Raw genomic sequence first — 26,398 nt, forward strand, 5'->3', positions numbered from 1 at the left:
TAATGTAAACTTTGTGTTATATTTGTTAGCACAAGATTAATAGATAGCATTATGAAGACGATAAAAATAACAATGATGGCTGCGCTGATGATGATAGGAGGAGCAGCTATCGCACAGAACAGAATTAAAAAACCTGTGTTCGAAAAACAGGGAGATTTAATAAAAGGAACATATTATTATGAAGACGGAAGTATTAGGCAGGAAGGTACGTACAAGAACGGGGAACTCCACGGAAAATGGATTTCTTACGACGAGAATGGTGAAAAGACAGCATCCGCAGAATATACCAATGGTGAGAAAACTGGTAGATGGCTTTTTTGGGAAGGTGATAAGGTTAAGCAGGTAGAATATAAATCGAATCAGATTGTATCTGTAGATAATATGTCATCTAAATCTTCTTTAGCAATAAACGAAGAATAGAGATTGATTTTAGTTTAAAGAAAAAAATCCCCGAACTTACTCAAGTTCGGGGATTTTTTATGTTTAAGTCTAGATAATATCCCAGCACTTTCCCGGGATATTATTTATTTAGTTGTTTGCCAGTTTTCGTTGTTTTCTGGCTATTTTTTTATCTCTGGTTTTAACCTTTGCGCGATTCACCAGGTAAAACATTACAGGGACCACAATCAATGTTAAGAAGGTGGCGAAAACCAATCCAAAAATTACCGTCCAGGCTAACGGACCCCAGAATATAACATTATCCCCTCCAATATAAATACCAGGATCGTAATCGATCATTAACCCAAAGAAATCAATATTAAGGCCTACCGCTAATGGGATCAATCCAAGTACAGTGGTAATAGCGGTTAGTAATACAGGTCTTAACCTGGATTTACCGCCTCGTACAATACAATCAAAATATTGTGCTCTGGTAAGCAGGTCATCTTCCTCTAAATCAAGTTCATTTTTCTTGCGATCTATGAGTATTTGAGTATAGTCGATAAGTACAATAGCATTATTCACCACAATACCAGCCAGCGATATAATTCCCATCATTGTCATAATAATCACAAAATCCATCTGGAAAATAATTAATCCGAAGAATACCCCCACTAAACTTAGTACTACCGCACTAATAATAATCAATGGTTTAGAGATCGAATTAAATTGGGCTACCAAAATCAATAGAATTCCGCCAATGGCAATTAGTAAGGCTTTTAATAAGAAAGCCATATTATCTGCCTGTTCTTCCTGCTCACCGGTAAAGGCAAAATTCATTTCATCTGGTAATTCGTAATTCTGAAGCTCGGTTTTCAATTGCTGAACAATTTCATTGGCATTATAATCGCCCAATACGTTAGAGTAAATGGTAATAACCCGTTTAAGGTCTTTTCTTTTAATCGAGCTGAAAGATGATTCAACTTTAGTATGTACTAGTGCTGAAATTGGAACCTGAACCAACTGCCCATTATTTTGATCTCTAAAGGTAATGGGCTGATTGAATAAAACATTTTCATCATATCTAAATTTATCGTTAAAGCGAACATTTACTTCATAATCGTCATCACCTTCTTTATAAGTAGAAACTTCTTCTCCATAAATTGCCCTACGCAAAGTTTGCCCAACAGCAACGGTAGAAACACCTAGTTGCCCTGCTTTTCTTCGGTCTACAGTTACTTCAAGTTCAGATTTAGATTTGTTTACATCTATTTTTAATTCCTCTATTCCTTCTATACTCAAGGCCTGAATATAAGAACGCATATTTTCGGCTTCAGCTAACATTTCTTCGTAGTCCTCACCTTTAATTTCAATATTAATTGGGTAACCCGAAGGAGGGCCTGCGGCATCTTTTTCAACGATAATGGATACACCGGGGAAGCCATGAACGGCTTCACGGATTTCTTCCATCACATCGCTACTTTTTACTCCTCTACGCTCATTAAATTTTCGCATGGATAAGGTGATTTTTCCCTTATGCGGCATTTCATTTTGCTGCCCGCCATCGGTCTGGGGATTTCCCGCACCTTCACCTACCTGAGAAACAGCCGACTCGACCATATAATTATAGCCGTTGTCATTATATTTTTCAATGGCATCGTAGATTCTTTTTTCAACTTGTTTCGTTAACTGGTCGGTTTTCTCGATATCGGTTCCTTCGGGATACTCGATATAGGTGATAATCTGGTTTGGTTCATTTTCCGGGAAAAACAATACATTAGGCTGTATTGCACCAATAAGGATAAATGAAAGGATAAGCATAATCACGGTTCCGAAGAAAAATGCATAGGCTCTTTTACCACTTAAGGCATATTTTAATGTGCTTTCATAACTGTTTTCTAATTTTTTTAGAGCATTAAACTGAAAATAAGAAATAGCTTTTGTTAATACATATTTATAAACCCATAATAGAATAACTAAAAGCAGTAAAATATTTCCAATTCCTCTAAAAGCACCTGAATCCAATAAAAATCCACCTAATAAAAGAACGATCCCTAAAGCACCAAATATTATGGATAATCTAATAAGTTTCTTTTTGGTCATCTCTTCCTCTTCGGTCTTCATAAATTCAGAGGTAAGCATGGAGTTGATGATCAATGCTACAAACAGGGAAGAGCCTAGGACTATCGATAAGGTAATGGGGAAGATCACCATAAATTTACCAATGGTGCCTGGCCATAGGCCTAATGGGAAAAATGCCGCTAAAGTGGTTGCCGTAGAGGCAATAATAGGCCATGCAATTTCTCCAAGCCCTTGTTTGGCCGCTTGTTTTCGGGGCATCCCTTCGTCCATTAAAGTGTATACGTTTTCTACAACCACGATACCGTTATCTACCAACATTCCCAGCCCCATAACCAGGGCAAAAAGAACCATTGTATTTAGGGTGTAGCCAAGGCTTGAAAGTACGATGTAAGATAAGAACATTGAAAGTGGGATGGCCAAACCAACAAAAAGTGCATTTCTAAAACCTAAGAAAAACATGAGTACTAAAACTACCAATATCACCCCAAAGATGATGTTATTTACAAGGTCGTCTACCTGCGTTTGCGTTTGAGTGGACTGATCGTTAGAGTATGTAATATGAAGGTTTTCTGGTAGGTAATCTTCCTGTTCTGCGGCGATAATCCCTTTAATATCTTCTACCGCCTGGATCATGTTTTTTCCCCCACGTTTCTTGATATCCAACATAACTACAGGCTCTCCATATTCTCTTGCAAATGTGGTGGGATCTTTTTCTCTAAAATTTATTTTAGCGATATCTTTAAGGAAAATATTTCCTCCTTCACGTTTTACAATGACGTTTTCTAATTCTTTGGGGTCCTGGATTTCTCCTACTATCCTAATGTTCTTTTCAATGCCACTGGTAATGATATTTCCGGCAGAAATAGTTTTGTTTTCCATGCTTACCGCATTTATGATGTTGTCGAAGCTTACCTGCGAGGCAGACATCTTGTAAACATCTACGGCAATTTCAACCTCCATATCTTCGGCACCACGAATACTGGCTTCTTTTATCTGCGGAAGTAATTCGATTTTCTCCTGAAGATATTCAGCATAGGTTTTTAATTCCTGAACCGGGTAGTCACCGGTTAGGTTAATATTCAGGATGGGTTGTTCTTCTGAAATATTAAGATCAAAAACATTAGGTTCTACTTTTGCCCCATTATCTAAAGTTGGCCAGGTAGTTTCAGCTTTTACCAAATCTACCTTATCTTTTACTTTTGTTTTGGCGGCGTCTACACTAACGTCTTCTTCAAACTCTACAATAACAATCGAGTAATCCTGAAGAGTAGTTGAGGTGATTTCTTTAACTCCTGCAATATCATTAAACTCTTCTTCTAAAGGTTCAGTGATAAATTTCTCGACATCTTCAGCCGAGTTTCCCGGGTTTACAGAACTTACGTAGATTTTAGTTTCTATAATTTCAGGAAATGCTTCCCGGGGCATCCCGTAGTAAGAAAGCAAACCACCCAGCATAATGATCACAATAATGACGTAAACCGTCATTTTGTTATCGATCGCCCAGGAGGAGAGTTTAAATTCTTTATCTAAATTGATCATGTGTTACTTTTTGCTAATTTTTACTTCCTGTCCGTCTCTTAAGCTTTTGCTTCCTTCAACAATAAGAGTTTCACCTTGTGCTAAACCTTTAGTTACTTCTATCATATTATCGTAAATGTATCCGGTTTCGATAACATTTTTCTTAGCGATACCAGTACTATCTGTTTTGGTTTCTAAGGTGTATACCACACTTTCGCCCATTGCATTTTTCTGGATGGTGCTCTCGGGAATGGTGATTGCAGATGCTGCGGTATAGTCGTTAAGAAGGATGGTGGCAATCTGGTTAGGACGTATAAGTTTATCGGGGTTTGGGATGGCTATTCTTACCCTAAAAGTCCTGTTATTTGCGTTAATGTTGCTACCAACATCAGTAACCTTACCGTCATATTCTTTGTTTACCGAGCTAATCATCACCTTTACAAAAGTTCCTTTTTCAATTTTTGGGAGGTAATTTTCAGGAACTGCGGCCTCAACATACATGTTGTTAAGGTTTACAATTCTGAAAAGCTGACTTTGTCCCGGGCTTACCACTTCTCCCTGATTGCTAATTACATTATCGATAACACCGCTAAAAGGAGCGGTAACCGTAGTTTTAGCAAGTTGAGCGTTTAATTGCTCGGCTGCTTTTTGGGTAGCCTCAAAATTGGTTTTAGCTTCTAAAAACTGAATTTCAGATCCTATATTCTGTTCCCATAGTCTTTTCTGGCGCTCATAGGTTGTTTTTGCTAAAGTTGCCTGTGCCTGCGTCTGTGCTACCTGGCTGGACAATCCACCATCATCAATTTTGGCCAAAATTTGCCCTTTATTTACACGGTCTCCTTCACTAACATATACCTTTTTAAGAATGCCGGAGTATTCTGGATAAATAATAATATTCTCATCGGTAGCGACATCTCCCTGTACTTCAGCAAAATGTTTAAATGTGCTGTCTTTTAAAGTTTGTACAGTGACAAGATTGAGGTTTTTGTTTTTATCCAGTTTGTTAATTGCTTCATCGAGTTTGTTGATATCTGAAGTTATTGCGCTTTGCTCTTTACTTAATTCAGATTTTCTAGCTCTTATTTCGGTAAGGTTACCTTCTTCGATAAGGTCGTCTACAGATTTTTTATTTTCGTTTCCGCAGGCGCCTAATAAAAGAGAGATGCTTAAAATTGCTGCTAATTTTTTCATACGACGGTGGTAATTATTCTTTTTCTTTATATTTAGTGGTGTCTAATAAATTCTCTAGCTCAACTTTTTTGGTAATCACGTTAAGCATCGATTGCAGGTAATCCTGTTGTGCGGTGTATAACTGCCTTTGTGCTTCATTTAATTCGAAACTGCTGGCAATCCCTTCTTCAAACTTTATTTTGTTTTTATTTTCAATACGTTCAGCTAAAGCAAGATTTTTTTTCTGAACTTCATAATTGTCCAGGCTATATTCATATTCTGTTTTAGCGGAATTTATTTGTTGTTTTACCTCGTTTTTGGTGTATTCTAAATCTGCAAGAGCCTGTTCTAAGGCGATTTTCTTTTGTTGAGTTCTTGCGGTACGCATGCCGCTACTAAAAATGGGGATTTTTAAGCTGATCCCTAAAATAGACTGATCGAAATAATCTTGGTTGTCATTTAAAAAAGTAAACTCTTCACTATATCCCTGATATCCGTAGTTTACAAATCCGGTAAGAGAAGGTAGCGCTTTAGCTTTTTCCAGTTTCACCTCAATTTCTGCAGATTCTGCCGTGTTTTTGGCAATTCTAAAATCGATATTCTCCTCTACAGGAATGTTTTCTTGTAAGATCGAAAGATCGAAATATTGTATAGCCAGTTCTTCAAGCTCTTCAGTTAGTGTAAGGTCTGTTTCAACCGGAAGCCCTAAAGTAATGTTTAGCATTTCGTAAGCGATACGGGACATGCGTTCACTTCGGTTTAGGTTGTTTTTTAGGGTTAGCAGCGTGATTTCTAATTGTTCTACATCTTCTTCTTCTGCAAGGCCATTTTCAAAAGTCAGTTTTGTTTCGTCATAAGTTTGCTGTACGTTTTCCACATTCTTTTTAAGTATGGCAGCGTTTTCTTCGGCTAAAAGCACATTTCCGTAGGCATTGATAATTCCTTTTTTTACTTCCAGATCGGTTTTTGTTTTTGCATTTTCGGTAATTTGAAGTAGCGTTTTTGCCGATTGTATACCCACCAGATAAGAACCATCAAAGATAATCTGGTTCCACGTAGCTGTAGCATTCATACTCTGCTGCGTACCAAAAGTTACCGGGATAAATGTTCCGGGTTCACCTCCGGTAATTTCAGCAGGTAATAATTGTACCGGCTGTTTAATGTAATTTTGGTAATCTACGGCACCGCTTACCTGCGGAAGTCCCTGCGCGATGATTTCCCATTTTTGTTTTAAGGAAATGGTAATGTCTCTTTGCGCATTTAAAGCTTCGACGTTATGTGCTAACCCGTATCGAATAGCTTCTTCTAAGGAGAAAGAATACGATTTTGGGGTTTCATTAGTCTCTTGTGCGTACGATGAAAGGCTTATAAAGCCTATAAGCATAAGTAAACTTTTAATTGGTAGGTTTTTCATTGGTATTTAATAGGTCTTCTAAAATTTTTAATCCTTTTTTAGTGGCAATTCCTCTTACGTGATATTCGATGTATAACTGAAATAAATTTGATTTACTATAATGCTCTGCCGGGAAAATACGACTGTTCCTAATTACGTTGCTGCCTTCGTGGTAGAGTGTAGAAATAAATTTCACATCAATTTCCTTTCGGAATAGTCCTTCATTTATCCCTCTTGTTACATTTTCTTCTATACTACAGGCAACGAGATCTGATTTTTTACGCGTTACGTTAGCAAAAATTTTGGGGTAATATTTCTCTAGCTGAAACTGTGGCGATGTTTTTTCATCTTTTAAAAAGAGACTTATCTGTTTTTTTGCCTCAAATAATTCTTCGATAGCATTAAGCTGCTTTTCCTTGATTTTGACAATATTTTTTTGAATGGTTTCTAAAATATTAAATGCCACATCCTGCACTAAAAGTGTTTTTGTAGCGTAGTTAGCATAAATGGTTTTTTTAGAAATACCTAGTTTTTCAGCAATATCGTCCATGGTGACACTTTTAAAGCCATACTCCAAAAACATCTCGGTCGCCATATTTAAAATAGTCTCTTTCAAGCTTAAAAAATTTCGACAAAAGTATGCTAAGGAAACTTTTAAAACAAATAAAGTTTCCTTAGTTTATGATTATTTAATAATCGCATTAAATTTGAAATTATTCCAATTATGGTATTTTAGCGGAAAAATTATTTTAATGTTAGCTATTACAGAGTATAGGGAGGTTTTTTTAAAATATCTTGAAGAAAAAATAACAATTAAAGAACCTGCTAATCTTTATGAACCAATGGTTTATATCCTTGGTTTAGGAGGGAAAAGGTTGCGACCTGTATTGGTGTTAATGGCTACAGAAATTTTTGATAAAGATTATAGAGAGGCTTTAGATGCTTCCCTGGCGATCGAAATTTTCCATAATTTTTCCTTGGTTCACGATGATATCATGGACGATGCTCCTTTGCGAAGAGGGAAGCAAACCGTTCACGAAAAATGGGATGTTAATACCGGGATTCTTTCTGGTGATGCCATGCTTATAAATGCTTACCAGCTTTTTGAAAATTACGAAGGCAATACTTTTAAAGAATTGGCGCAACTTTTTACCAAAACAGCGATAGAAGTTTGTGAAGGACAGCAATATGATATCGACTTTGAAACCAGGGACGATGTAAGTATAGAAGATTATCTTAAGATGATCGAATATAAAACCGCTGTGCTGGTAGGAGCCTCTTTACAAATGGGAGCTATTGTAGCGGGGGTAGATGAAGATTGTAAAAAAGCTATTTATCAATTTGGAAGACTTTTAGGGATTGCTTTTCAGCTACAGGATGATTATTTGGATGCCTTTGGCGATCCAAAAACGTTTGGTAAGCAGGTAGGAGGCGATATTATAGAAAATAAGAAGACATTTTTATATCTAAAATCACTGGAAGTTGCTACTGAAGATGACGCAAAGCAATTAGAATACCTATATTCTATAAGTCCCGGGGATAATTCTGCGAAAATTGAGACCGTGAAATCTATTTTTCAAAAAAGCGGTGCTGCACAATTAACGAAAGAGGAGATCGAAAAATATACGATCATGGCTTTTGAAGTTTTAGAAAATACTTCTATTGCTGAAGAAAAGAAAAAACCATTGCGTGATTTCGGAAATATGCTCATGAACCGTACGGTTTAAGTTTTAGAAAATTTTTAGTTTTCAGGTTTTTAGAGGAATTTAAAAATAAAAAGCCTGTAAAGTTAAAACCATCTTATATTATCCGGTTTTATTTAAATTTTAATCTCTTTCTAATTTTCTTTTCAATTTAAATTATCATATTCGTAATAGATAGTGCGATTTGGTACGCAAGATGCTTTGTCGCTATGTTAAAATTTTTTTAATGTATAAAATAAAACTATTGAATGCTACAAGCAGTTTTTTGTAAAAATCGTAGTTTTGCAATGTTTTACACTTTATAGAAACATTAGTTTCCACTTATGGACAGATTTTCATTTCTAAATGCCGCGCATACTGCATATTTTGCCGAATTATACGATCAATATTTACAATACCCAGATAGCGTAGAGCCCAGTTGGAGGGCTTTTTTTCAGGGTTTTGATTTTGGGATGGAGCAAAATGGTGTTTCATCAGAAACTTTAAGAGAAGCTCCTGTATCGATTGAGGAGGGCGAAATGCCCGAGCATGTGTACAAAGAGTTTCAGGTTGTAAGGCTTATTGATGGATACCGTACTCGCGGGCATTTATTCACAAAAACAAACCCGGTTAGGGAAAGAAGACATTACGAACCAACGCTTAATATAGAGAGTTTTGGTTTAAGTAAGGACGATTTAGACACCACTTTTGGTGCGGGGGATATTTTAGGCATTGGTCCTAAAAAGCTAAAAGAGATTATTCAGCACCTGGAAAATATATACTGTGATGCCATTGGGGTAGAGTATATGTTTATTCGTAAACCTGAAGAAATCGATTGGATTCAGAAAAAGCTGAATGTCAACGAAAATCATCCTGATTTTGATTCAGATAGGAAAAAGCAAATTCTTAGAAAGCTTAACGAAGCTGTTTCTTTTGAAGGATTTTTACATAGAAAATATGTTGGGCAAAAGCGATTCTCTTTAGAAGGAGGAGAAACTTTAATCCCTGCATTAGATGCTTTGATTGAAGGAGCCGCAGAAAAAGGAGTTAAAGATTTTGTAATGGGAATGGCTCACCGTGGTCGTTTAAATACACTTACAAATATCTTTGGTAAATCTGCCAAAGATATCTTTAGCGAATTTGATGGTAAAGACTATGAGCAGGATATTTTTGATGGTGATGTAAAATATCATTTAGGTTGGACGTCTTGCCGCCATACACAAAGCGGTAAGGAAATTAATATCAATATTGCACCAAACCCTTCACATTTAGAAACGGTAGGGCCGGTTGTAGAAGGTATTGCCAGGGCCAAAAGAGATCGAAGATATAGCGGAGATCCATCTAAAGTGTTGCCAATCCTGGTGCATGGTGATGCTGCCGTTGCTGCGCAAGGCGTAGTTTACGAGGTGGTGCAAATGGCTAAGCTAGATGGTTACGAAAACGCTGGTACTATTCATATTGTAGTAAATAACCAGATAGGTTTTACTACTAATTATTTAGATGCCAGATCGTCTACCTATTGTACAGATGTGGCTAAAGTCACGTTATCGCCGGTACTTCATGTAAATGCAGATGATGCAGAAGCTGTTGTGCATGCTGTGCTTTTTGCTTTAGATTTTAGAATGGAATTTAAACGAGATGTATTTATAGACCTATTAGGCTATAGAAAATACGGTCACAACGAGGGTGATGAGCCAAGATTTACGCAGCCTAAGCTTTATAAAGCAATAGCAAAGCATAAAAATGCCAGAGATATTTATGCTGAAAAATTGATAAAAGCCGGGGTGATTGAAGAATCTTATATCGAAAAGCTTGAAGATGATTATAAGAAAAAGCTTGAAGAAGATTTAGAAGACTCCCGAAAAGAGGATACAACCCGAATCACTCCTTTTATGGAAGATGAATGGGGTGGCTACGAAAATGTTCAGGAAGATCGCATGATGGAAGCTGTTGATACTACTGTGAAAATTGAAGAGCTAGACCGTGTGGCAAAGGCCATTTCTAAGTTACCAGAAGGCAAGAAGTTTTTACGTAAGATTGAAAAAATAATCAACTTACGGGAGCAAATGTACTTTGAAGATAATAAGCTAGATTGGTCTATGGGAGAGCATTTAGCTTATGGAACTCTTATGGCCGAAGGTTATAATATAAGAATTAGCGGTCAGGATAGCGAAAGGGGAACATTCTCACACCGTCACGCCGTATTAAAAGTTGAAGATAGCGAAGAAGAAATTATTCTTCATAATAATATTGAAGGAAGGGAAGGAGATTTCTTTGTATATAATTCTCCATTATCTGAATATGGGGTTGTAGGATTTGATTATGGTTATGCGATGGCAAGCCCAAATACGTTAACCATCTGGGAAGCGCAATTTGGGGATTTTGTGAATGGCGCACAGATTATGATCGATCAATATATCTCGGCAGCAGAAGATAAGTGGAAATTACAAAACGGGCTGGTAATGTTCCTTCCGCATGGTTACGAAGGGCAGGGAGCAGAGCATTCTTCAGCAAGAATGGAGCGTTTCCTTCAGCTTTGTGCTAAGGATAATATGTTCGTTGCCGATGTTACGACTCCGGCCAACATGTTTCATTTGCTAAGAAGACAAATGAAGTTTGGTTTCAGGAAACCACTTATTATATTTACTCCCAAGAGTTTATTGAGACATGCTAAAGTGATTTCTACTAAAGAAGACTTAGCAGAAGGATCCTTCCAAATGGTAATTGATGATCCAGAAGCTAATGTAGATAAAGTTAAGACTTTAGTGTTCTGTACTGGTAAGTTCTATTACGATCTTTTAGAGTATAAAGAGGAAAATGATCGTGAAGATGTGGCCTTGGTAAGAGTGGAACAATTATTCCCGCTTCCGGTAGAGAAGATGAAAGAGATCATGAGCAAATATAAAAACGCAGATGATGTGGTATGGGCTCAGGAAGAACCTAAAAATATGGGGGCGTACGGGCATATGCTAATGCATATCCACGAGGCAAAGCAGTTTAGATGTTGTAGCCGTAAATTCTACGGATCTCCTGCCGCCGGTAGCTCGGTACGTTTCAAGAAAAGACATCAACGAGTGATCGATAGTGTTTTTGATAAATCATTAACTGAAGAATAATTAAATTTGAATAAATTTTCTGGGATAACCAGAATACAAAATAAAAAAGAAGAACATGGCCTTAGAAATGAAAGTTCCATCCCCCGGTGAATCTATAACCGAAGTAGAAATCGCAGAATGGTTGGTAGAAGATGGGGACTACGTTGAAAAAGATCAGGCAATTGCCGAAGTCGATAGTGATAAAGCTACCTTAGAATTACCTGCTGAAGCAAGCGGAATTATCACGCTTAAAGCAGAAGAGGGTGATACCGTTGCAGTAGGGGAAGTAGTATGCCTAATCGATACTGAAGCAGAAAAACCTGGAGGTGGTGAATCTGCCGAAGAAGAGGTGAAGGAACAACAGGAAAAGAAAGAATCTAAGGAAGATAGCGACAAAGCACCTGCAAAAACTGAAGAGCCTTCAAAATCTTCAACACCTTCACAAAAGCAGGATGATGGTACTTATGCAACAGGAAGTCCTTCCCCAGCGGCTAAAAAGATTTTGGACGAAAAAGGAATCGATCCTAAATCTGTAAGCGGTAGTGGTAAGGATGGAAGAATAACAAAAGAAGATGCAGTTCAGGCAAAAGCGTCTATGGGAACTCCGGGACCAGGAAAACGTGGAGAATCTCGTAAGAAAATGTCGATGCTTCGACGCAAAGTTGCAGAGCGTTTAGTTGCCGCAAAAAGCGAGACCGCTATGCTTACTACTTTTAACGAAGTAGACATGTCTGCGATTTATGCATTAAGAAAAAAATACAAAGAAGAGTTTAAAGATAAGCACGGGGTGAGTTTAGGATTTATGTCCTTCTTTACACTGGCTGTGGTTAGAGCTTTAGAGATGTATCCTGATGTGAACTCTATGATTGATGGAGATTTTCAGGTAAAATACGATTATAAAGATATTAGTATTGCGGTTTCCGGACCAAAAGGTTTAATGGTGCCAGTGGTTAGAAATGCTGAAAACTTAAGCTTTAGAGGGGTAGAGGAAGAAGTAAAACGCCTGGCGCTTAAAGCTCGTGATGGTAAAATTACGGTAGATGAAATGACTGGTGGTACGTTTACGATTACCAATGGTGGTGTTTTTGGATCGATGATGTCTACGCCAATTATTAATCCTCCGCAAAGTGGTATTTTAGGAATGCACAATATCGTAGATCGTCCTGTAGCGATCGATGGTCATGTTGAAATTAGACCAATGATGTATGTTGCGCTTTCTTACGATCACAGGATTGTTGATGGTAGGGAGTCTGTTGGTTTCTTGGTAGCTGTAAAAGAAGCTATAGAGAACCCAGAAGAATTACTTATGGATAACGATGTTAAGAGAGCTTTAGAGCTTTAAAGATCTCTCTTCCATGTTCAAATAAAAAGAGGCTGTCTAAAAAGTATTTAGATGGTCTTTTTTTAATTATAGATGTTTTGTGAGAAGGAATCGCTTCTTCTTTTTGTAAATCTTCTTTCTGATGAAAAAAGGCAAAGAGCCCCTTCTTATACAATACTAAATTTTCTTAAGTTGTGCGCCATAGCTATTAATCCTATTTCAGTAGTTACTTTATCCATTCCCCGTAACATAAACCGTTTAAAGCCCATGTTCTGCTTGATGTTCCCAAAGACGGCTTCTACATCCCAGCATCTTCTTTTGCGATGTGCTATTCCCTCTTCACTTAGTAGTAGGGTCCTGGCTTTTTCCTTGAGGCGAACCAGATGGTGATTACGTTCGATGGCCCTGTTCCCTTTGGCTTTATGACAGCTGCCCCGCAAAGGGCATCCCTTGCAGTTGGTGGCCTGGTAACGATGGATCTGCTGCTTAAAGCCAGTAGTGGTTTCACTGTGATAACTTCCTACTTTCTTCATCGCCTGGCCCATGGGGCAATAATACGTATCGGTCTCCTTATTATAAAACAGATTGTCCGGGTGGAATGGGTTTTCCCGGTGTTTTTTATCGCGTTGTTCTTTATGGAAGTAGTTATATTTTACAAAAGCAGTAATATTCTTCTCTTCTAAATCTGTGTAATTTTCTTCGCTGCCATATCCGGCATCAGCTGTAAGGGTTTGAGGAGTTTGATCATAGGATTCAATGTGATCCTTAAGGTGGTCTTTTAAAGTGGTAGTATCAGCAGTAGTTTGAGCCAGGGTGTAGTTGGTGATAAATTGATTGTTTGTAGAAGCCTGAAGGTTATACCCGGGTTTTAGCTGCCCGTTTTGCATAGCATCATCTTTCATCCGCATAAATGTGGCATCGGGGTCAGTCTTGCTATAGCTGTTACGTTTGCCCAGAATAGCTTCCTGCTCATTGTACTTCTGTAGGTTCTTTGGCCAGTTCTTTTTGGCATAATCCAGCTTTTGTTTAACCTTCTTATCAATCTTCTTGTCTTTCAATGCTTCATTGATGGTATCGATGGTCTGGGCTACTTTTTCTGGATCAATCTCTCCAAAATAGGGCTGGTTGGGAAGCATTTGCTCTTCAGCATAAACCTTCTCCACGTAAGACCAGAGTTCCTTGAGCTGTTTTTTGATTCGCTCCTTACCGGCCTTGATGGATTTGCCCCACACGAAGGTGTAGCGGTTGGCATTGGCCTCGATCTTGGTACCGTCCACAAATAGTTCTTTTAAGGATAATATGCCCTGATCAGCTAATAAAAGCACCACTTGGTTGAAAATATTTTTGAACTTCCCTTTTAAACGTTTGCCCCTAAAATCATTAATGGTATTATGATCGGGCTTGCTTTGACCACTGAGCCACATAAAATGAACGTTCTCCAAAAGGGCCTGTTCTATTCTACGCGAGGAATACATATTGCGCAGGTAAGCATAGATGGTCACCTTGAGCAGCATACGGGGATGGTAACTGGAAGTACCTCCTCCTTTGTAACTTCGCTCAAGCTCGGCGATGTCGATTTGATCAATAATCGTATTAACGGTTCTAACAGGATGATTTAAAGGAACCAAATCATCATAACTGGGAGGTAAAAGAATTAACTGCGACTGGTCATAGGTCTTAAATACAACTTTAGCTTTCACTACATCAAAATAATAAAGAACTTAAAATAATCCAACAAAAAAGCTGCCTTTTCAGACAGCCTCTTTTAAGTTTTGGTTGGTTGGATAAAAAAATTAAGTTAAGAATAAACCAAATTTAGGATGTTTAAAAATATGATGCCTACAACAGCAACTATAAGAATATACGATGCAGGGTGAGGTTTTAATTGATCCTTCTTTTGGAAAAACATAAATCTAACATTGTTTGTCCCAAATGTAGGTTTAAATACATAGATGCAAAAGGGGAGAAACCCCCTATTTAAGGAATAAATTTTTAGATTTATAATCTATAATTGCTTTTCCTTTTTTTAGGATATCTGCACCAATAATACCGTGAACTTTCTCTGCATCGTGCTGCAAAAGAGCCTCGTTAACGTGGCGAAGATCAAATAGAACCAGATCTGTTTTTTTCTTTTTCCAGCCGCTAATTTCCATTTTGTTTTTTTGCGAAATCTGGGTAAGCATATTAGAGGCGCCTGCCCCCGCAGCTTTTACATCGCTATCTTCTGGTAAAAGATCAAAATGTTCTATGCTATCTATTCCTACACAGGTGCTGGAAGCCCCAGTATCTAAAATAAAATTGCCTTCAATATTGTTGATTTTTGCCTTAACTTCTAGATGATTGGTTTTGGTAAACTTAAATTTGATGCTTTTATATCCTTTTTCTTTTAGGATTTTCTTGAAACTCGCCATTCTTTTCCGTTTTAGAGCAAAGATAGGTTTTCAAAATAAATTATTTTTGCAGATATGGTAATAACAGATACACATACACATTTATACAGCGAATCTTTTGATGAAGATCGTGATGAGATGATACAAAGAGCGATACAGGCTAAGGTGGAACGATTTTTCATCCCTGCAATCGATTCTACTTATGCCGAAAGAATGTACAATCTCGAAAAGTCATTTCCAGATCACGTGCATTTAATGATGGGATTGCATCCTACACATGTAAAGGAGAATTATAAAGAAGAGCTTCAATTTGTCGAAAATCAATTTCAGCAAAGAGATTTTATTGCCGTAGGAGAAATTGGTATCGATTTATATTGGGATAAGAGTACACTTCAAATGCAGCAAGAAGCTTTTAGATATCAAATTAAGCTGGCTAAAAAATATAGATTACCTATTGTAATTCATTGCCGCGAAGCTTTTGAAGAGGTTTTTGAGATTTTGGAAGAGGAAAAGGGAGAAGATCTCTTCGGTATTTTTCACTGCTTTACCGGTACTTTAAAAGATGCCAAAAGAGCGATTTCTTATAATCTAAAACTGGGGATTGGTGGCGTTGTGACATTTAAAAATGGCAAGATCGATCAGTTTTTAGGAGATATCCCTTTAAAACATATCGTTTTAGAGACCGATGCACCTTATCTTGCACCAACGCCGTTTAGAGGAAAGAGAAATGAATCTTCTTATATTGTTAATGTTGCTGAAAAATTAGCGGAAATTTATGACGAGCCTATAAAGGAAATTGCTAAAATCACAACGCAGAATTCAAAAGATATATTCGGTATTTAAACTGAAATTAGTTAATTTTTTGTTCATTTGCTATAATAAGCCAGACACGTGCAAGACTTTGAAGAGATAAGATTTTATAACGAAAAGGAGGTTCAAGAATCTCTTGAGCATTACATTAAGCATCCGATGATGAAGGCACTCCTTCATTTTACATTTCCGGAGAAAACTTCAGGAGAAATAAAGGATATCGTGCTTAGCTGTAAAAGTATTCGTGATTTTCAAACCAAAATCATCTACCATTCTGTAGGGAAAATTATAGAAAAAAGTACCGACGGAGTGACGGATAGCGGATTTGAAAAACTGAAGCCCGGTGAATCCTATTTCTTTTTATCTACACACCGTGATATTATTCTGGATACTTCTTTGCTAAATTATACCTTGTACAATCATAATTTGGTAATGACGGCTTCAGCTATTGGTGATAACCTGGTGCAGAAGACTTTTCTGATGGCTTTATCGAAGCTGAATAGAAATTTCCTGGTACGTAGAAAGCTGAGTCCGCGTGAAATGCTGAAGAGTTCAATAGAGTTGTCTACTTTTATAAGAAAGATGCTTCTTGAAGATAAACGATCGGTTTGGATGGCGCAGCGCGAAGGAAGAACGAAGGATGGAAGCGATTACACCCAGCAGGGTGTTTTAAAAATGATAGGTATGGGAAAAGGAGATCTTAGTCTTACCGAATATTTTGGAAAACTTAAGATTGTTCCTATTTCGATATCGTATGAATTTGATCCTACCGATGTTTTGAAAATGCCAGAAATTCTTTCAAAAAGAATGAAAGAAAAATACGTAAAAGCTCCCGATGAGGATTTTAAATCGATTATTCAGGGGATTTTAGGTATTAAAGGGAGGATTCATGTGAGTGCCGGAGATTTAATGGATACCAGTTTATTTTCAGAAATTGGTCATGATTTTGGATCGGTTAACGAGCAGCTTAAAGAGATTGCCAGTAAGGTAGATAGCGAGATTCATAAAAATTATAAACTCTGGCCATCAAATTATATCGCGCATGATTTACTAAATAATACAGATCATTATTCGTCTAAATACACTTTTAAAGAGAAAAGACGTTTCGAAAGGCGACTTAAACGCCGTGTGGATTTTAAAAATTCTCTCGAGTTAAATAGTTACCTTTTGATGTATGCAAATCCTGTAATTAATAGAGAAGGATTGTATGGCGAAGAAAACTAAGATTCTTTTATTATATACTGGTGGTACCATTGGTATGATAAAAGATTATGAAACAGGAGCTTTAAAGCCCTTTAATTTTGACGATCTTCTGCAAAATATTCCAGAATTAAATATTCTGGAACATGAGATCGAAACGCTGAGTTTTGAGCATCCTATAGATTCTTCAGATATGAACCCTGAAGAGTGGCGAAAAATTGCTTCGATTATTTATGAACGTTATGAAACCTATGATGGTTTTGTAGTGTTGCATGGAAGTGATACCATGTCCTATACGGCATCTGCACTAAGTTTTATGTTCGAGAACTTAAGTAAGCCGGTTATTTTTACAGGTTCCCAGCTACCTATAGGAGATCTTAGGACAGATGCCAAGGAAAATTTGATAACCAGCATACAAATTGCAGGTTTACAGAAAAACGGAAAACCTGTTATTGCCGAGGTAGGTTTGTATTTTGAGTATAAGTTATACCGCGCTAATAGAACCACTAAAATAAATGCAGAACATTTTCAGGCATTTGCCTCGCTTAATTATCCGCCGTTAGCAGAATCTGGCGTACATTTGTCTGTAAGTTCTAAAAGTCTTTGGAAACAAAGCAGAAAACAGCAGTTAAAACTACATCCTCGTTTTAATACAGATGTTGTGATCTTAAAAATGTTTCCGGGGATAACAAAAGAGGTGGTGACTCATATTTTAAGTCTTAAAGATTTAAAAGGGGTAGTTTTAGAAACCTACGGAAGTGGGAATGCGCCAACACAGCCTTGGTTTTTAGCATTGTTGGAAGAAAAAATAAATGCCGGACTTAGGGTGGTAAATGTTACCCAATGTGCTGGCGGAAGTGTGGCTATGGGAAATTATGAAACTAGTGTCGCCCTGAAAAAGATAGGAGTAGTCTCGGGAAAAGACATCACTACTGAAGCGGCGATAGCTAAATTAATGTATTTATTAGATAAAAAATTAACACATAAAGTCTTTAAAACTATATATGAAACCTCGTTAAGAGGGGAAATGTCGTAAAATTAACGAATCATACTTGACCGAGATCATTTTTTTTTGTTATTTGGCGCACCGTTTTAAACATTAAACTAGAGAGGTGGCCGAGTGGTCGAAGGCGCACGCCTGGAAAGTGTGTATACGCCAAAAGCGTATCGAGGGTTCGAATCCCTTCCTCTCTGCTTGTGTTTTTATTAAAAAATTATTTTTATATCTTTAACCCTTTAACTAATTAAATTAAGACAAACAGTAATGAAAAGATTATTTTCTATTTTGGTAATCGCTGCGATTATGGTGTTAGGTGCCGGTAATCTTAAGGCGGCAAACATGGTTAACACATTGCCAGGTACGATAGCAACTTTCGTTCAGGAAGATGAAGATGCTACTACGGCAACGGCTGATGCAGACGAAAAAGTTAGCTTTCATCAGCAATTAAAAAAACGTTTTATTGAAGGTGGTGCCGGATTCATGGGTATTGTACTTTTATGTCTTATTCTTGGTTTGGCAATTGCCATAGAGAGAATTATCTATTTAAACCTTGCCACTACAAACACAAAAAAATTAGCGCGTAATGTAGAAGAAGCTTTAAACAGCGGAGGTATTGAAGCTGCTAAAGAAGTGTGTAGAAATACAAGAGGACCTGTAGCTTCTATTTATTACCAAGGTCTTGATCGAGCTGACGAAAGCATTGAATCTGCAGAGAAAGCTGTGGTTGCTTATGGTGGTGTTCAAATGGGACAATTAGAAAAGAATGTTTCTTGGGTGTCTTTATTTATCGCGCTTGCTCCTATGCTTGGTTTCATGGGGACGGTAATTGGTATGATCGAAGCTTTCGATAAAATCGAGGCTGCTGGTGATATGCAACCATCTCTTGTTGCTGGAGGTATTAAAGTAGCACTTCTTACTACGGTATTTGGACTTATTGTTGCAATTATCCTTCAGATTTTCTACAACTACATTATCGCTAAGATCGATAGTATCGTAAATGATATGGAAGATGCTTCTATCTTATTAATTGATATGCTTGTAGATTACAAAAACAAAAAAAGAGTATAATAAGACCTGACTAATAAAGTTATGACTTTACATAAAATTTTAAAATATGTTGCATTAGTTATAGGTGTGCTAGGACTTATCTTCTTAGGAAGAGTTCTTGCTGCTGGTGACGATGCGATTGAGGCATCGGCAGATGTGCAAAACAGCGTACTGGAACCTATGATGTGGATCTCATATCTGGTACTGGCAGTTGTTATTGCTCTTGTCGCGATCTTTGTTATTGCAGGATTGTTCCGTGGTAACATTAAAAATACAATAATTGGTATAGTATCCTTTGCAGTAGTTGTTTTGGTATCATATTTGTTGACTAGTGGTACACAGATAACTACAAACGACGGAGATATTTTATCTGCAAGTGCTGTACATTGGGTAGGAGCTGGTTTAGTTTGTTTCTATATTCTTGCGGCATTGGCAATATTAGCAATGGTATTTTCCGGAGTTAAAAAATTAATAAGTTAAGAACCTATGGCTAGAAGAGCATCACCAGAAGTAAATGCGGGATCTATGGCAGACATCGCTTTCTTGCTTCTTATCTTCTTCCTGGTAACCACTACCATCGAGACAGATAAGGGGATTAGTAGAAAGCTTCCGCCATGGCAGCCTGAAGATGTGGACCCACCTACGCTTAAAATGCGGAATGTGTTTGAAGTAGTTGTTAATGCTAACAACGATTTGTTGGTGGAAGGAGAAGAAATGGAACTGAAGGATCTAAGAAAGGCTGCATTCGACTTCCTTGATAATGGAGGAGGAAGCGGAAGCGAGGCTTGTAGCTTCTGTCAGGGTTCTGCAGATCCAAATTTATCTGTAAATCCTCAGAAAGCGGTGATTTCTTTGGTGAATAACCGTGGTACAGAATATGGTACTTATATTGCAGTGCAAAATGAATTGGTGGCTGCTTATAATGAATTGAGAAACCGTGAAGCTAAACGTCTGTATGGTTCGACTTTTGTTGAACTTGAGACTGAGTATAACGATCCTAAAACAGGTGAAGGTAGAAAGGAATCTTTAAAGGAAAAAATCGAAGCAATTAAAGATATGATTCCTCAAAAGCTTTCTGAAGCCGAGCCTAAAGGCTAACAGCCTTTTTAAACTAAATTAATAGAACATTTATTATGTCTAAATTTACAAAGAAAAAGTCTGGAGATTTGCCTGCCATTAGTACGGCGTCGTTACCTGATATTGTATTTATGTTACTGTTTTTCTTTATGGTAGCGACAACGATGCGTGAAACAACGTTAATGGTTCAAAATTCATTGCCTACAGCAGATCAGGTTGAAAAACTTGATAAGAAAGATTTGGTAATGTATATATATGCAGGTAAACCAAGCCAGAGATATCAACAAAAATATGGTACAGAAGCTAGAATTCAGTTAAATGATAAGTTTGCTGATGTTAGTGAAGTGCAATCTTTTATTTATGCTGAAAGAGATAGCAAAAGAGAAGAGCTTATTCCATATTTGACAACAGCTTTGAAGGTGGATAAAGAGACCAATATGGGGCTTGTTTCTGATATTAAACAGGAACTAAGAAAAGCTGAAGCACTTAAAATAAACTATACCACCGTGCAAGGTGATCCTACTGCAAATAAATAAGTAGTAGTATAGTTTAATTATTATTTAAAAACATCCCATCCTTAAATTAGGATGGGATGTTTTTTTATATTTACTCAATAATCGAGATTAGATGCTCCAGTCTTATCGGGATTGGGATTTATCTGAATAAAAATGATTTTCGAACAAATGCTTCATGGGCTTGCCTGGAGGCCGTTTATTTTTACATGAAATTATCCTTATCATGAAATATTGGGATCTTATAGTTTTGATAGCTGTTTTTGGCGGTAATGCCATAGCACAAGAAACCAATCCTGCTTTTGCAGATAGTATTCCTACCGTTATCGATAGTACTTATCGAGAAGACCAGTTTTATTTTGGGTTAACCTTTAATTTCATTACAGATCGACCGTCATTTATGGATCAAAATGGTTTTTCTGCGGGGTTAAGCGGTGGATTTATTCGTGATATTCCTTTTAACAAAAATAGAAATGTAGGTATAGGTGTTGGGCTGGGATTAGCTTTCGATAGTTTTGGACAGAATCTTTTTATTGGAGAGGATGAGAGTGGTAAAACTATTTTCAGGAATCTTAATAAAGATAATATCGATTATGATACCAACCGTTTTAATACTTTTTTGGTAGAAGCTCCCATTGAGTTTCGGTGGAGAACCTCCACTTTTTCTTCTTACAAATTTTGGCGGATCTACGCAGGGCTTAGATTAGGCTACATTTATCATTTTAGATCGGTTTTTAAGCAGGAAGGAAATGTTGTTAAGCAAAGTGATGTGCCAGAGCTGGAGCGCTTTAGGTTAGGCACCAGTTTTACTTTTGGATATAGTACCTTTAATTTCCAGATTTATTATAGCTTAAATCCATTTTTTGATAATGCTTCTGTAGAGGATGAAACTTTCGGCGTTTCTACACTTCGCGTTGGATTAATGTTTTATATTCTATAGCCAGTAATAGAAAAATAGCAATTGCGGTAAAATGCCTGCTAAAATGCCCGAGATCAACTCTATATTGGTGTGAGCCTTAAAATATAGTCGTGAACTTGCGGTTAATCCTAAGGCAATTAACAGTCCTGAAGTGGCTGGGATTAAATTCATATGAAAATATCGGCTAAATGCGATTAAAAACATCGTAAAACCAGCCAGTCCCATCATGTGTAAACTTATTTTTATCCTAAATAGCGTGAGTATATATGCGATTACGGTAGATCCCAGGATGCCAAGAAAATAGAAGTAAATTTCAGGATAATTGTAGCGATCTAAGATTTGATTCAGCACCATTAGTGTGAGTATCGCAAAAAAGAAAAGCGGCCATTTTCGTTCCTTCACTTCACTAAGGTTCATACTGGTAACTTTTCCCAGATTTTTTAGTAAAAAAAAGAAAACAATTGGTATAAAGACGGTAATGATTGAAATCGCTAATAATTTAGCCTTTATGACCTCTTCAGGGAAAAAACGTGGAGTAAGTTTAAAATACAACAAACTCCCGGCAAATGGCATCCAAATGGGGTGAAAGAGGTAGGAGGCAAGCTTTAGAATTCCTTTCATTAAATTTCTTTACGTAAACGTGCTACAGGAATATCTAATTGCTCTCTATATTTTGCCACTGTCCTTCTTGCGATAGGATAACCTTTGTCTTTTAATACTTTGGCGAGTTTTTCATCGGTTAATGGCCTTCTCTTGTCTTCCTCCTCAATCGACATTTCGAGGATTTTCTTTATTTCCCTGGTAGAGACATCTTCGCCCTGATCGTTTTTCATCGATTCAGAGAAGAATTCTTTTATCAATTTTGTTCCGTATGGCGTATCAACATACTTACTATTAGCTACCCTCGATACTGTCGAAACATCCATTTCAATCTCATCAGCAATATCTTTTAGGATCATTGGCCTTAAATTACGCTCGTCACCCGTTAAGAAATATTCTTTTTGATAATGCATAATGGCACTCATGGTAACCATCAGGGTTTGCTGGCGTTGTTTTATAGCCTCAATAAACCATTTTGCGGCATCTAGTTTTTGTTTAATAAACATTACCGCATCTTTCTGCTCCTTGGTTTTTTTCTTGCTTTCCTTATAGCCTTTAAGCATGTTACTATAATCACGGGAAACATGCATCTCTGGAGCGTTTCTTCCGTTTAAGCTAAGTTCCAGATCGCCATCCACAATTTTGATGGTGAAATCTGGAATTACATGCTCTACCATTCTGGTGTTGCCAGAATAGGCTCCGCCCGGTTTTGGGTTTAAGTGGCTTATCACTTCTATAGCATCCCTAAGTTCATCTTCAGAAATATCGTGCTTCGAAAGTAATTTGGTATAATGTTTTTTGCTGAATTGATCGAAAGAATCTTCTATGATCTCTGAAGCCAAGGTCACAGCTCTGGTGGCGTCTTTTCTTTTTAACTGAATGAATAAACATTCTTTAAGTGAACGTGCTCCAACCCCTGCGGGATCTAATTCCTGTACCTTTTTAAGAACTTTCTCCACAGTTTCTTCGTCGGTATAAACGTTTTGCGTGAAGGCAAGATCATCTACAATATCCTGAATGTTTCTTCGTATATACCCACTTTCATCAATACTTCCTACCAAAAATTCAGCAATCTCAAACTCGGTGTCCGTAAACCTAAAAGTGTTTAATTGATTTCTAAGGTGCTGAGTAAACGATGTTCCGGCAGCATAAGGAACATGTTTCTCCTCGTCATCTGCGCTATAATTATTGGCTTGGAGGCGATAACTTGGGATTTCGTCGTCACTTAAATATTCGTCAACATTAATATCTTCAGCATCGATCTCGTTACTATCATCAAATTCGGCTTCAGAATCTCTGTTATCATATTCATCCTCATAGTCGTATTCATCGCGCTGCTCATCTTTCCCGGTTTCCAATGCTGGATTTTCCTCAATTTCCTGTTTAATGCGCTGTTCAAATGCCTGTGTAGGTAATTGAATAAGCTTCATCAACTGGATTTGTTGTGGTGATAGCTTTTGTGATAATTTAAAATTTAATTGCTGTTTTAGCATATAAAATGATTTCTTCTACTCACAAAAATACGGAAATGTTCGCTCATTGCAGTTTGGCACAGTAGATGATTGTGGTAAAATTTTGTTAAGGATACTAAAGATTTTCTGTAATTTTCTTGAATTTCTTCGGAAAATCAATCTCAAAATACTTTTCTGTCGCCTCTGTCGGATGCTTAAAACGAACGGCAGTTGAAGCTAGAAATAAGCCTTTCCCAAAATTGCAGATCGGTGAGCCATAAAGTTTTTCTCCTAAAATTGGAAATCCATTTTTAGCCAGATGAATCCTTATTTGATGTGTTCTTCCGGTTAAAGGAACAGCTTCTAAAAGGCTAAGATTTGTGTTTTTATACGTCAGCTTTTTTAAAAGGTTGACTGAAGTTGTGGCCGATTTTTCTTCAATCTCATCGTTAAAGGTTTCATGTTTATCCGGAAAGCATCCCTCTACAATAACTGTATACGTTTTCTGAATTTCTTTCTCCTGAAATTGCCTGTTTAATTCGATTAAAGCTTTATTTGTTTTTGCGCAGAGCAGAATTCCGCTTGTAGGATTGTCCAATCGGTGTGCCGGTTGAGGGGCTGCTAATTTATCTATCGCTGTTGAAGTCTTTAAATTGAATGGTAACGCATTCTTTATGGTTTTAAAGTAATTGCCACTGGTGGGATATCCCGCAGGTTTATCGATAACAGCAATATGATCGTCTTCGTAAAGAACTTCAAGTTTTAATTTGAAGACTTTTTGCTGATTTTCGGTTTTGAGCAATTCAATTTTTTGACCTTCTAAAATCCAATTCCCAGTTTGCCCAATTTCGCCATCAATTAAAATTTGTTGTTTTTTAATAGCTTTTTTCACTGCACTTCGGGTAGTGATCGATTCGAAAATTGTCGCAGCATATTCCTGCAATCTAATTTCCTCAGAAAGCTTTGGAACAATATGGGTTTCTTTAATTTTCATTCAATTTGGGTGCAATAGATTTGTCTGTTCATTCCAAAATATCAATACAGATACTGGTGTTGCCAAACCTAATATTTGTATAAAATTAAACCCTTTTTCATCTTTTGAAGAACGATTTAGATTTTATAATGTTTTTAAAATAGAATTTAAACAAAAAACCTCACAGGTCTCTAAGACCTGTGAGGTTTGAAATTTTATGAAAAGCAAACTTTTTAAAATTCGGCGCTTTGTGGTGTTCTTGGGAAAGGGATTACATCTCTGATATTGCCCATTCCGGTAACGAATTGTACCAAGCGTTCAAAACCAAGTCCAAAACCACTATGTACACAGGTTCCAAATCTTCGGGTATCTAAATACCACCAAAGCTCTTTTTCTTCGATACCAAGTTCAGCCATCTTTTCTTTAAGAACGTCTAAACGCTCTTCTCTTTGAGAACCACCTACGATTTCTCCAATTCCAGGGAATAGGATATCCATCGCTCTAACGGTTTTGCCATCTTCATTTAAACGCATATAAAATGCCTTGATTTTAGCAGGATAATCGAATAAGATCACCGGGCATTTAAAATGCTTCTCTACCAAATAACGCTCGTGCTCACTTTGCAGATCTGCACCCCATTCTTCAATAATATATTTGAATTTCTTCTTTTTATTTGGTTTAGAATCTTTAAGAATATCGATAGCTTCAGTATAGCTTACACGTTTAAAGTTGTTTTCTAAAACAAACTTCAGTTTCTCGATAAGCCCCATTTCACTGCGTTCTGCAGCCGGTTTTGCTTTGTCTTCGTTAGCAAGACGTTGCTCTAAAAATTCAAGATCGTCTTTGCAATTTTCAAGTACATATTTAACCACATACTTTATAAAGTCTTCAGCAAGATCCATGTTGCCATCAAGATCACAAAAAGCAATCTCTGGCTCGATCATCCAAAACTCTGCAAGGTGGCGAGAAGTATTTGAATTTTCAGCTCTAAAAGTAGGGCCAAATGTATAGATCTGGCCTAAACCAAGTGCGTAAGTTTCTCCTTCTAACTGCCCGGAAACCGTAAGATTGGTCTCTTTTCCGAAGAAATCTTTTTTATAATCAATGCTTCCGTCCTCGTTTTTAGGCGGATTTTTAAGGTCAAAGTTGGTTACTTTAAACATTTCGCCAGCACCTTCAGCATCACTCCCCGTAATAATTGGGGTATTAACGTAGTAGAAATTATTTTGCTGAAAATAGCTATGTACCGCAAAAGACAGTTTAGAACGTACTCGCATAATCGCGCCAAAAGTATTGGTGCGTACTCTTAGATGTGCCTGCTCACGCAGTTTTTCCAGACTATGACGCTTTGGGGAAAGAATGGTAAGTTTCACCTCTTCAGGATTTGCATCTCCAAGAATAGTTACTTCTTTAGCATCAATCTCTACGCGTTGTTGCTTTCCTTCACTTTCCTTAAGAATACCTTTTACGCTAATGGCTGCACCAACGGTAATTCTTTTTAAGGTTTCAGGATTAAATTTTTCAAAATCTATAACACACTGAATGTTATTAATGGTCGATCCGTCATTTAACGCAACAAAGCGATTACTTCTAAACGAACGTACCCATCCGCTAACTTTAAATTCCTGTAAAAACTGGTCGCTTTCTAATATTTCAGCAACTTTAGCCTGTATCATTTATTTTAGATTTAGAAAAGAAGCAAAGATAAAAATTTCCCTTTAAGCCGCTAAGCTTTACTCGATAATCGAGACTTAAATATTCCGAGTCTTACCTTAAAATC

At 37.1% G+C, this 26,398-nt stretch carries 22 protein-coding genes and 1 tRNA gene; 13 read left to right on the forward strand and 10 right to left on the reverse strand.

Annotation, left to right across the window (positions count from 1 at the left end; genetic code table 11):
* Positions 1–51 precede the first annotated feature (51 nt).
* Positions 52–420 carry a toxin-antitoxin system YwqK family antitoxin gene (locus L1967_RS10570; RefSeq protein ID WP_249601596.1) on the forward strand — a complete coding sequence of 123 codons (369 nt, stop codon included), beginning with the start codon at positions 52–54 and terminating at the stop codon, positions 418–420.
* Between the two features lie 108 nt (positions 421–528).
* Here the strand turns inward: L1967_RS10570 and L1967_RS10575 are convergent, their stop codons facing one another.
* The 4 genes from L1967_RS10575 to L1967_RS10590 are packed head-to-tail and all read right to left on the reverse strand — an operon-like array spanning position 529 to position 7,157.
* Positions 529–3,999 (reverse strand): efflux RND transporter permease subunit, encoded by a 3,471-nt coding sequence (locus L1967_RS10575; protein ID WP_249601597.1) that lies wholly within the window; start codon positions 3,997–3,999, stop codon positions 529–531.
* Positions 4,000–4,002: 3 nt separating this feature from the next.
* Positions 4,003–5,169: an efflux RND transporter periplasmic adaptor subunit gene (locus L1967_RS10580; RefSeq protein WP_249601598.1), complete on the reverse strand. Its 1,167-nt coding sequence runs from the start codon at positions 5,167–5,169 to the stop codon at positions 4,003–4,005.
* Positions 5,170–5,182: 13 nt separating this feature from the next.
* Positions 5,183–6,532, reverse strand: a complete 1,350-nt coding sequence (locus L1967_RS10585) for a TolC family protein (protein ID WP_249601599.1) — start codon at positions 6,530–6,532, stop codon at positions 5,183–5,185.
* A gap of 10 nt (positions 6,533–6,542) precedes the next feature.
* Positions 6,543–7,157, reverse strand: coding sequence for a TetR/AcrR family transcriptional regulator (locus L1967_RS10590; RefSeq protein ID WP_249601600.1), 615 nt, complete (start codon positions 7,155–7,157; stop codon positions 6,543–6,545).
* A gap of 136 nt (positions 7,158–7,293) precedes the next feature.
* Between L1967_RS10590 and L1967_RS10595 the strand changes: the two genes are divergently transcribed.
* The 3 genes from L1967_RS10595 (at position 7,294) to odhB (ending at position 12,660) form a co-directional block, all read left to right on the forward strand.
* Positions 7,294–8,268 carry a polyprenyl synthetase family protein gene (locus tag L1967_RS10595; RefSeq protein WP_249601601.1) on the forward strand — a complete coding sequence of 325 codons (975 nt, stop codon included), beginning with the start codon at positions 7,294–7,296 and terminating at the stop codon, positions 8,266–8,268.
* A 299-nt stretch (positions 8,269–8,567) separates the two neighbouring features.
* Positions 8,568–11,339, forward strand: coding sequence for a 2-oxoglutarate dehydrogenase E1 component (locus L1967_RS10600; RefSeq protein ID WP_249601602.1), 2,772 nt, complete (start codon positions 8,568–8,570; stop codon positions 11,337–11,339).
* Between the two features lie 55 nt (positions 11,340–11,394).
* Positions 11,395–12,660 carry a 2-oxoglutarate dehydrogenase complex dihydrolipoyllysine-residue succinyltransferase gene (gene odhB, locus L1967_RS10605; protein ID WP_249601603.1) on the forward strand — a complete coding sequence of 422 codons (1,266 nt, stop codon included), beginning with the start codon at positions 11,395–11,397 and terminating at the stop codon, positions 12,658–12,660.
* A gap of 146 nt (positions 12,661–12,806) precedes the next feature.
* On the opposite strand, the gene L1967_RS10610 is transcribed toward odhB, so the two are convergent.
* Positions 12,807–14,339 (reverse strand): IS1182 family transposase, encoded by a 1,533-nt coding sequence (locus L1967_RS10610; protein WP_249601604.1) that lies wholly within the window; start codon positions 14,337–14,339, stop codon positions 12,807–12,809.
* 273 nt (positions 14,340–14,612) lie between these two features.
* Positions 14,613–15,050 (reverse strand): retropepsin-like aspartic protease, encoded by a 438-nt coding sequence (locus L1967_RS10615; RefSeq protein ID WP_249601605.1) that lies wholly within the window; start codon positions 15,048–15,050, stop codon positions 14,613–14,615.
* A gap of 54 nt (positions 15,051–15,104) precedes the next feature.
* Here L1967_RS10615 and L1967_RS10620 point away from each other — a divergent pair, with 54 nt between their 5' ends.
* From L1967_RS10620 to L1967_RS10660, 9 genes are all read left to right on the forward strand, one after another.
* Positions 15,105–15,872, forward strand: coding sequence for a TatD family hydrolase (locus tag L1967_RS10620; RefSeq protein WP_249601606.1), 768 nt, complete (start codon positions 15,105–15,107; stop codon positions 15,870–15,872).
* A gap of 48 nt (positions 15,873–15,920) precedes the next feature.
* Positions 15,921–17,063 (forward strand): lysophospholipid acyltransferase family protein, encoded by a 1,143-nt coding sequence (locus L1967_RS10625; RefSeq protein WP_249601607.1) that lies wholly within the window; start codon positions 15,921–15,923, stop codon positions 17,061–17,063.
* Positions 17,047–18,075 carry an asparaginase gene (locus tag L1967_RS10630; RefSeq protein WP_249601608.1) on the forward strand — a complete coding sequence of 343 codons (1,029 nt, stop codon included), beginning with the start codon at positions 17,047–17,049 and terminating at the stop codon, positions 18,073–18,075. The genes L1967_RS10625 and L1967_RS10630 overlap by 17 nt, the downstream gene beginning before the upstream one ends.
* Before the next feature lie 70 nt (positions 18,076–18,145).
* Positions 18,146–18,233: transfer RNA gene (locus L1967_RS10635), tRNA-Ser, on the forward strand.
* A gap of 70 nt (positions 18,234–18,303) precedes the next feature.
* Positions 18,304–19,107, forward strand: a complete 804-nt coding sequence (locus tag L1967_RS10640) for a MotA/TolQ/ExbB proton channel family protein (RefSeq protein ID WP_249601609.1) — start codon at positions 18,304–18,306, stop codon at positions 19,105–19,107.
* Positions 19,108–19,128: 21 nt separating this feature from the next.
* Entirely contained in the window at positions 19,129–19,566 is a 438-nt protein-coding gene (locus L1967_RS10645; protein ID WP_249601610.1) for an alkaline shock response membrane anchor protein AmaP, read from the forward strand.
* A 6-nt stretch (positions 19,567–19,572) separates the two neighbouring features.
* Positions 19,573–20,184: an ExbD/TolR family protein gene (locus L1967_RS10650; RefSeq protein ID WP_249601611.1), complete on the forward strand. Its 612-nt coding sequence runs from the start codon at positions 19,573–19,575 to the stop codon at positions 20,182–20,184.
* 35 nt (positions 20,185–20,219) lie between these two features.
* On the forward strand, positions 20,220–20,699 hold the full coding sequence (locus L1967_RS10655) for an ExbD/TolR family protein (protein ID WP_249601612.1): 480 nt from the start codon (positions 20,220–20,222) through the stop codon (positions 20,697–20,699).
* Positions 20,700–20,901: 202 nt separating this feature from the next.
* Positions 20,902–21,615, forward strand: a complete 714-nt coding sequence (locus tag L1967_RS10660; protein ID WP_249601613.1) for a porin family protein — start codon at positions 20,902–20,904, stop codon at positions 21,613–21,615.
* Here the strand turns inward: L1967_RS10660 and L1967_RS10665 are convergent.
* The 4 genes from L1967_RS10665 to asnS all read right to left on the reverse strand — a co-directional run bounded on the left by L1967_RS10665 (position 21,610) and on the right by asnS (position 26,294).
* Positions 21,610–22,215: a hypothetical protein gene (locus tag L1967_RS10665; protein ID WP_249601614.1), complete on the reverse strand. Its 606-nt coding sequence runs from the start codon at positions 22,213–22,215 to the stop codon at positions 21,610–21,612. The two genes, L1967_RS10660 and L1967_RS10665, sit on opposite strands and share 6 nt — an antisense overlap.
* Entirely contained in the window at positions 22,215–23,687 is a 1,473-nt protein-coding gene (rpoN, locus tag L1967_RS10670; protein WP_249601615.1) for an RNA polymerase factor sigma-54, read from the reverse strand. Before rpoN ends, L1967_RS10665 begins: the two co-directional genes overlap by 1 nt.
* Positions 23,688–23,781: 94 nt before the next feature.
* Entirely contained in the window at positions 23,782–24,639 is an 858-nt protein-coding gene (locus L1967_RS10675; RefSeq protein ID WP_249601616.1) for an RluA family pseudouridine synthase, read from the reverse strand.
* Between the two features lie 212 nt (positions 24,640–24,851).
* Positions 24,852–26,294, reverse strand: coding sequence for an asparagine--tRNA ligase (asnS, locus tag L1967_RS10680; RefSeq protein WP_249601617.1), 1,443 nt, complete (start codon positions 26,292–26,294; stop codon positions 24,852–24,854).
* Positions 26,295–26,398 lie beyond the last annotated feature (104 nt).

The sequence above is a fragment of the Zunongwangia pacifica genome (genome assembly GCF_023499215.1).
GTDB lineage: Bacteria > Bacteroidota > Bacteroidia > Flavobacteriales > Flavobacteriaceae > Zunongwangia > Zunongwangia pacifica.

Excerpts from the sequence above, each read along its gene's own strand:
- L1967_RS10570 (WP_249601596.1), top strand. The coding sequence starts at position 52 with ATGAAGACGATAAAAATAACAATGATGGCTGCGCTGATGATGATAGGA.
- L1967_RS10575 (WP_249601597.1), bottom strand. The coding sequence starts at position 3,999 with ATGATCAATTTAGATAAAGAATTTAAACTCTCCTCCTGGGCGATCGAT.
- L1967_RS10580 (WP_249601598.1), bottom strand. The coding sequence starts at position 5,169 with ATGAAAAAATTAGCAGCAATTTTAAGCATCTCTCTTTTATTAGGCGCC.
- L1967_RS10585 (WP_249601599.1), bottom strand. The coding sequence starts at position 6,532 with ATGCTTATAGGCTTTATAAGCCTTTCATCGTACGCACAAGAGACTAAT.
- L1967_RS10595 (WP_249601601.1), top strand. The coding sequence starts at position 7,294 with ATGTTAGCTATTACAGAGTATAGGGAGGTTTTTTTAAAATATCTTGAA.
- L1967_RS10600 (WP_249601602.1), top strand. The coding sequence starts at position 8,568 with ATGGACAGATTTTCATTTCTAAATGCCGCGCATACTGCATATTTTGCC.
- odhB (WP_249601603.1), top strand. The coding sequence starts at position 11,395 with ATGGCCTTAGAAATGAAAGTTCCATCCCCCGGTGAATCTATAACCGAA.
- L1967_RS10615 (WP_249601605.1), bottom strand. The coding sequence starts at position 15,050 with ATGGCGAGTTTCAAGAAAATCCTAAAAGAAAAAGGATATAAAAGCATC.
- L1967_RS10620 (WP_249601606.1), top strand. The coding sequence starts at position 15,105 with ATGGTAATAACAGATACACATACACATTTATACAGCGAATCTTTTGAT.
- L1967_RS10630 (WP_249601608.1), top strand. The coding sequence starts at position 17,047 with ATGGCGAAGAAAACTAAGATTCTTTTATTATATACTGGTGGTACCATT.
- L1967_RS10640 (WP_249601609.1), top strand. The coding sequence starts at position 18,304 with ATGAAAAGATTATTTTCTATTTTGGTAATCGCTGCGATTATGGTGTTA.
- L1967_RS10645 (WP_249601610.1), top strand. The coding sequence starts at position 19,129 with ATGACTTTACATAAAATTTTAAAATATGTTGCATTAGTTATAGGTGTG.
- L1967_RS10650 (WP_249601611.1), top strand. The coding sequence starts at position 19,573 with ATGGCTAGAAGAGCATCACCAGAAGTAAATGCGGGATCTATGGCAGAC.
- L1967_RS10655 (WP_249601612.1), top strand. The coding sequence starts at position 20,220 with ATGTCTAAATTTACAAAGAAAAAGTCTGGAGATTTGCCTGCCATTAGT.
- L1967_RS10660 (WP_249601613.1), top strand. The coding sequence starts at position 20,902 with ATGAAATATTGGGATCTTATAGTTTTGATAGCTGTTTTTGGCGGTAAT.
- L1967_RS10665 (WP_249601614.1), bottom strand. The coding sequence starts at position 22,215 with ATGAAAGGAATTCTAAAGCTTGCCTCCTACCTCTTTCACCCCATTTGG.
- rpoN (WP_249601615.1), bottom strand. The coding sequence starts at position 23,687 with ATGCTAAAACAGCAATTAAATTTTAAATTATCACAAAAGCTATCACCA.
- L1967_RS10675 (WP_249601616.1), bottom strand. The coding sequence starts at position 24,639 with ATGAAAATTAAAGAAACCCATATTGTTCCAAAGCTTTCTGAGGAAATT.
- asnS (WP_249601617.1), bottom strand. The coding sequence starts at position 26,294 with ATGATACAGGCTAAAGTTGCTGAAATATTAGAAAGCGACCAGTTTTTA.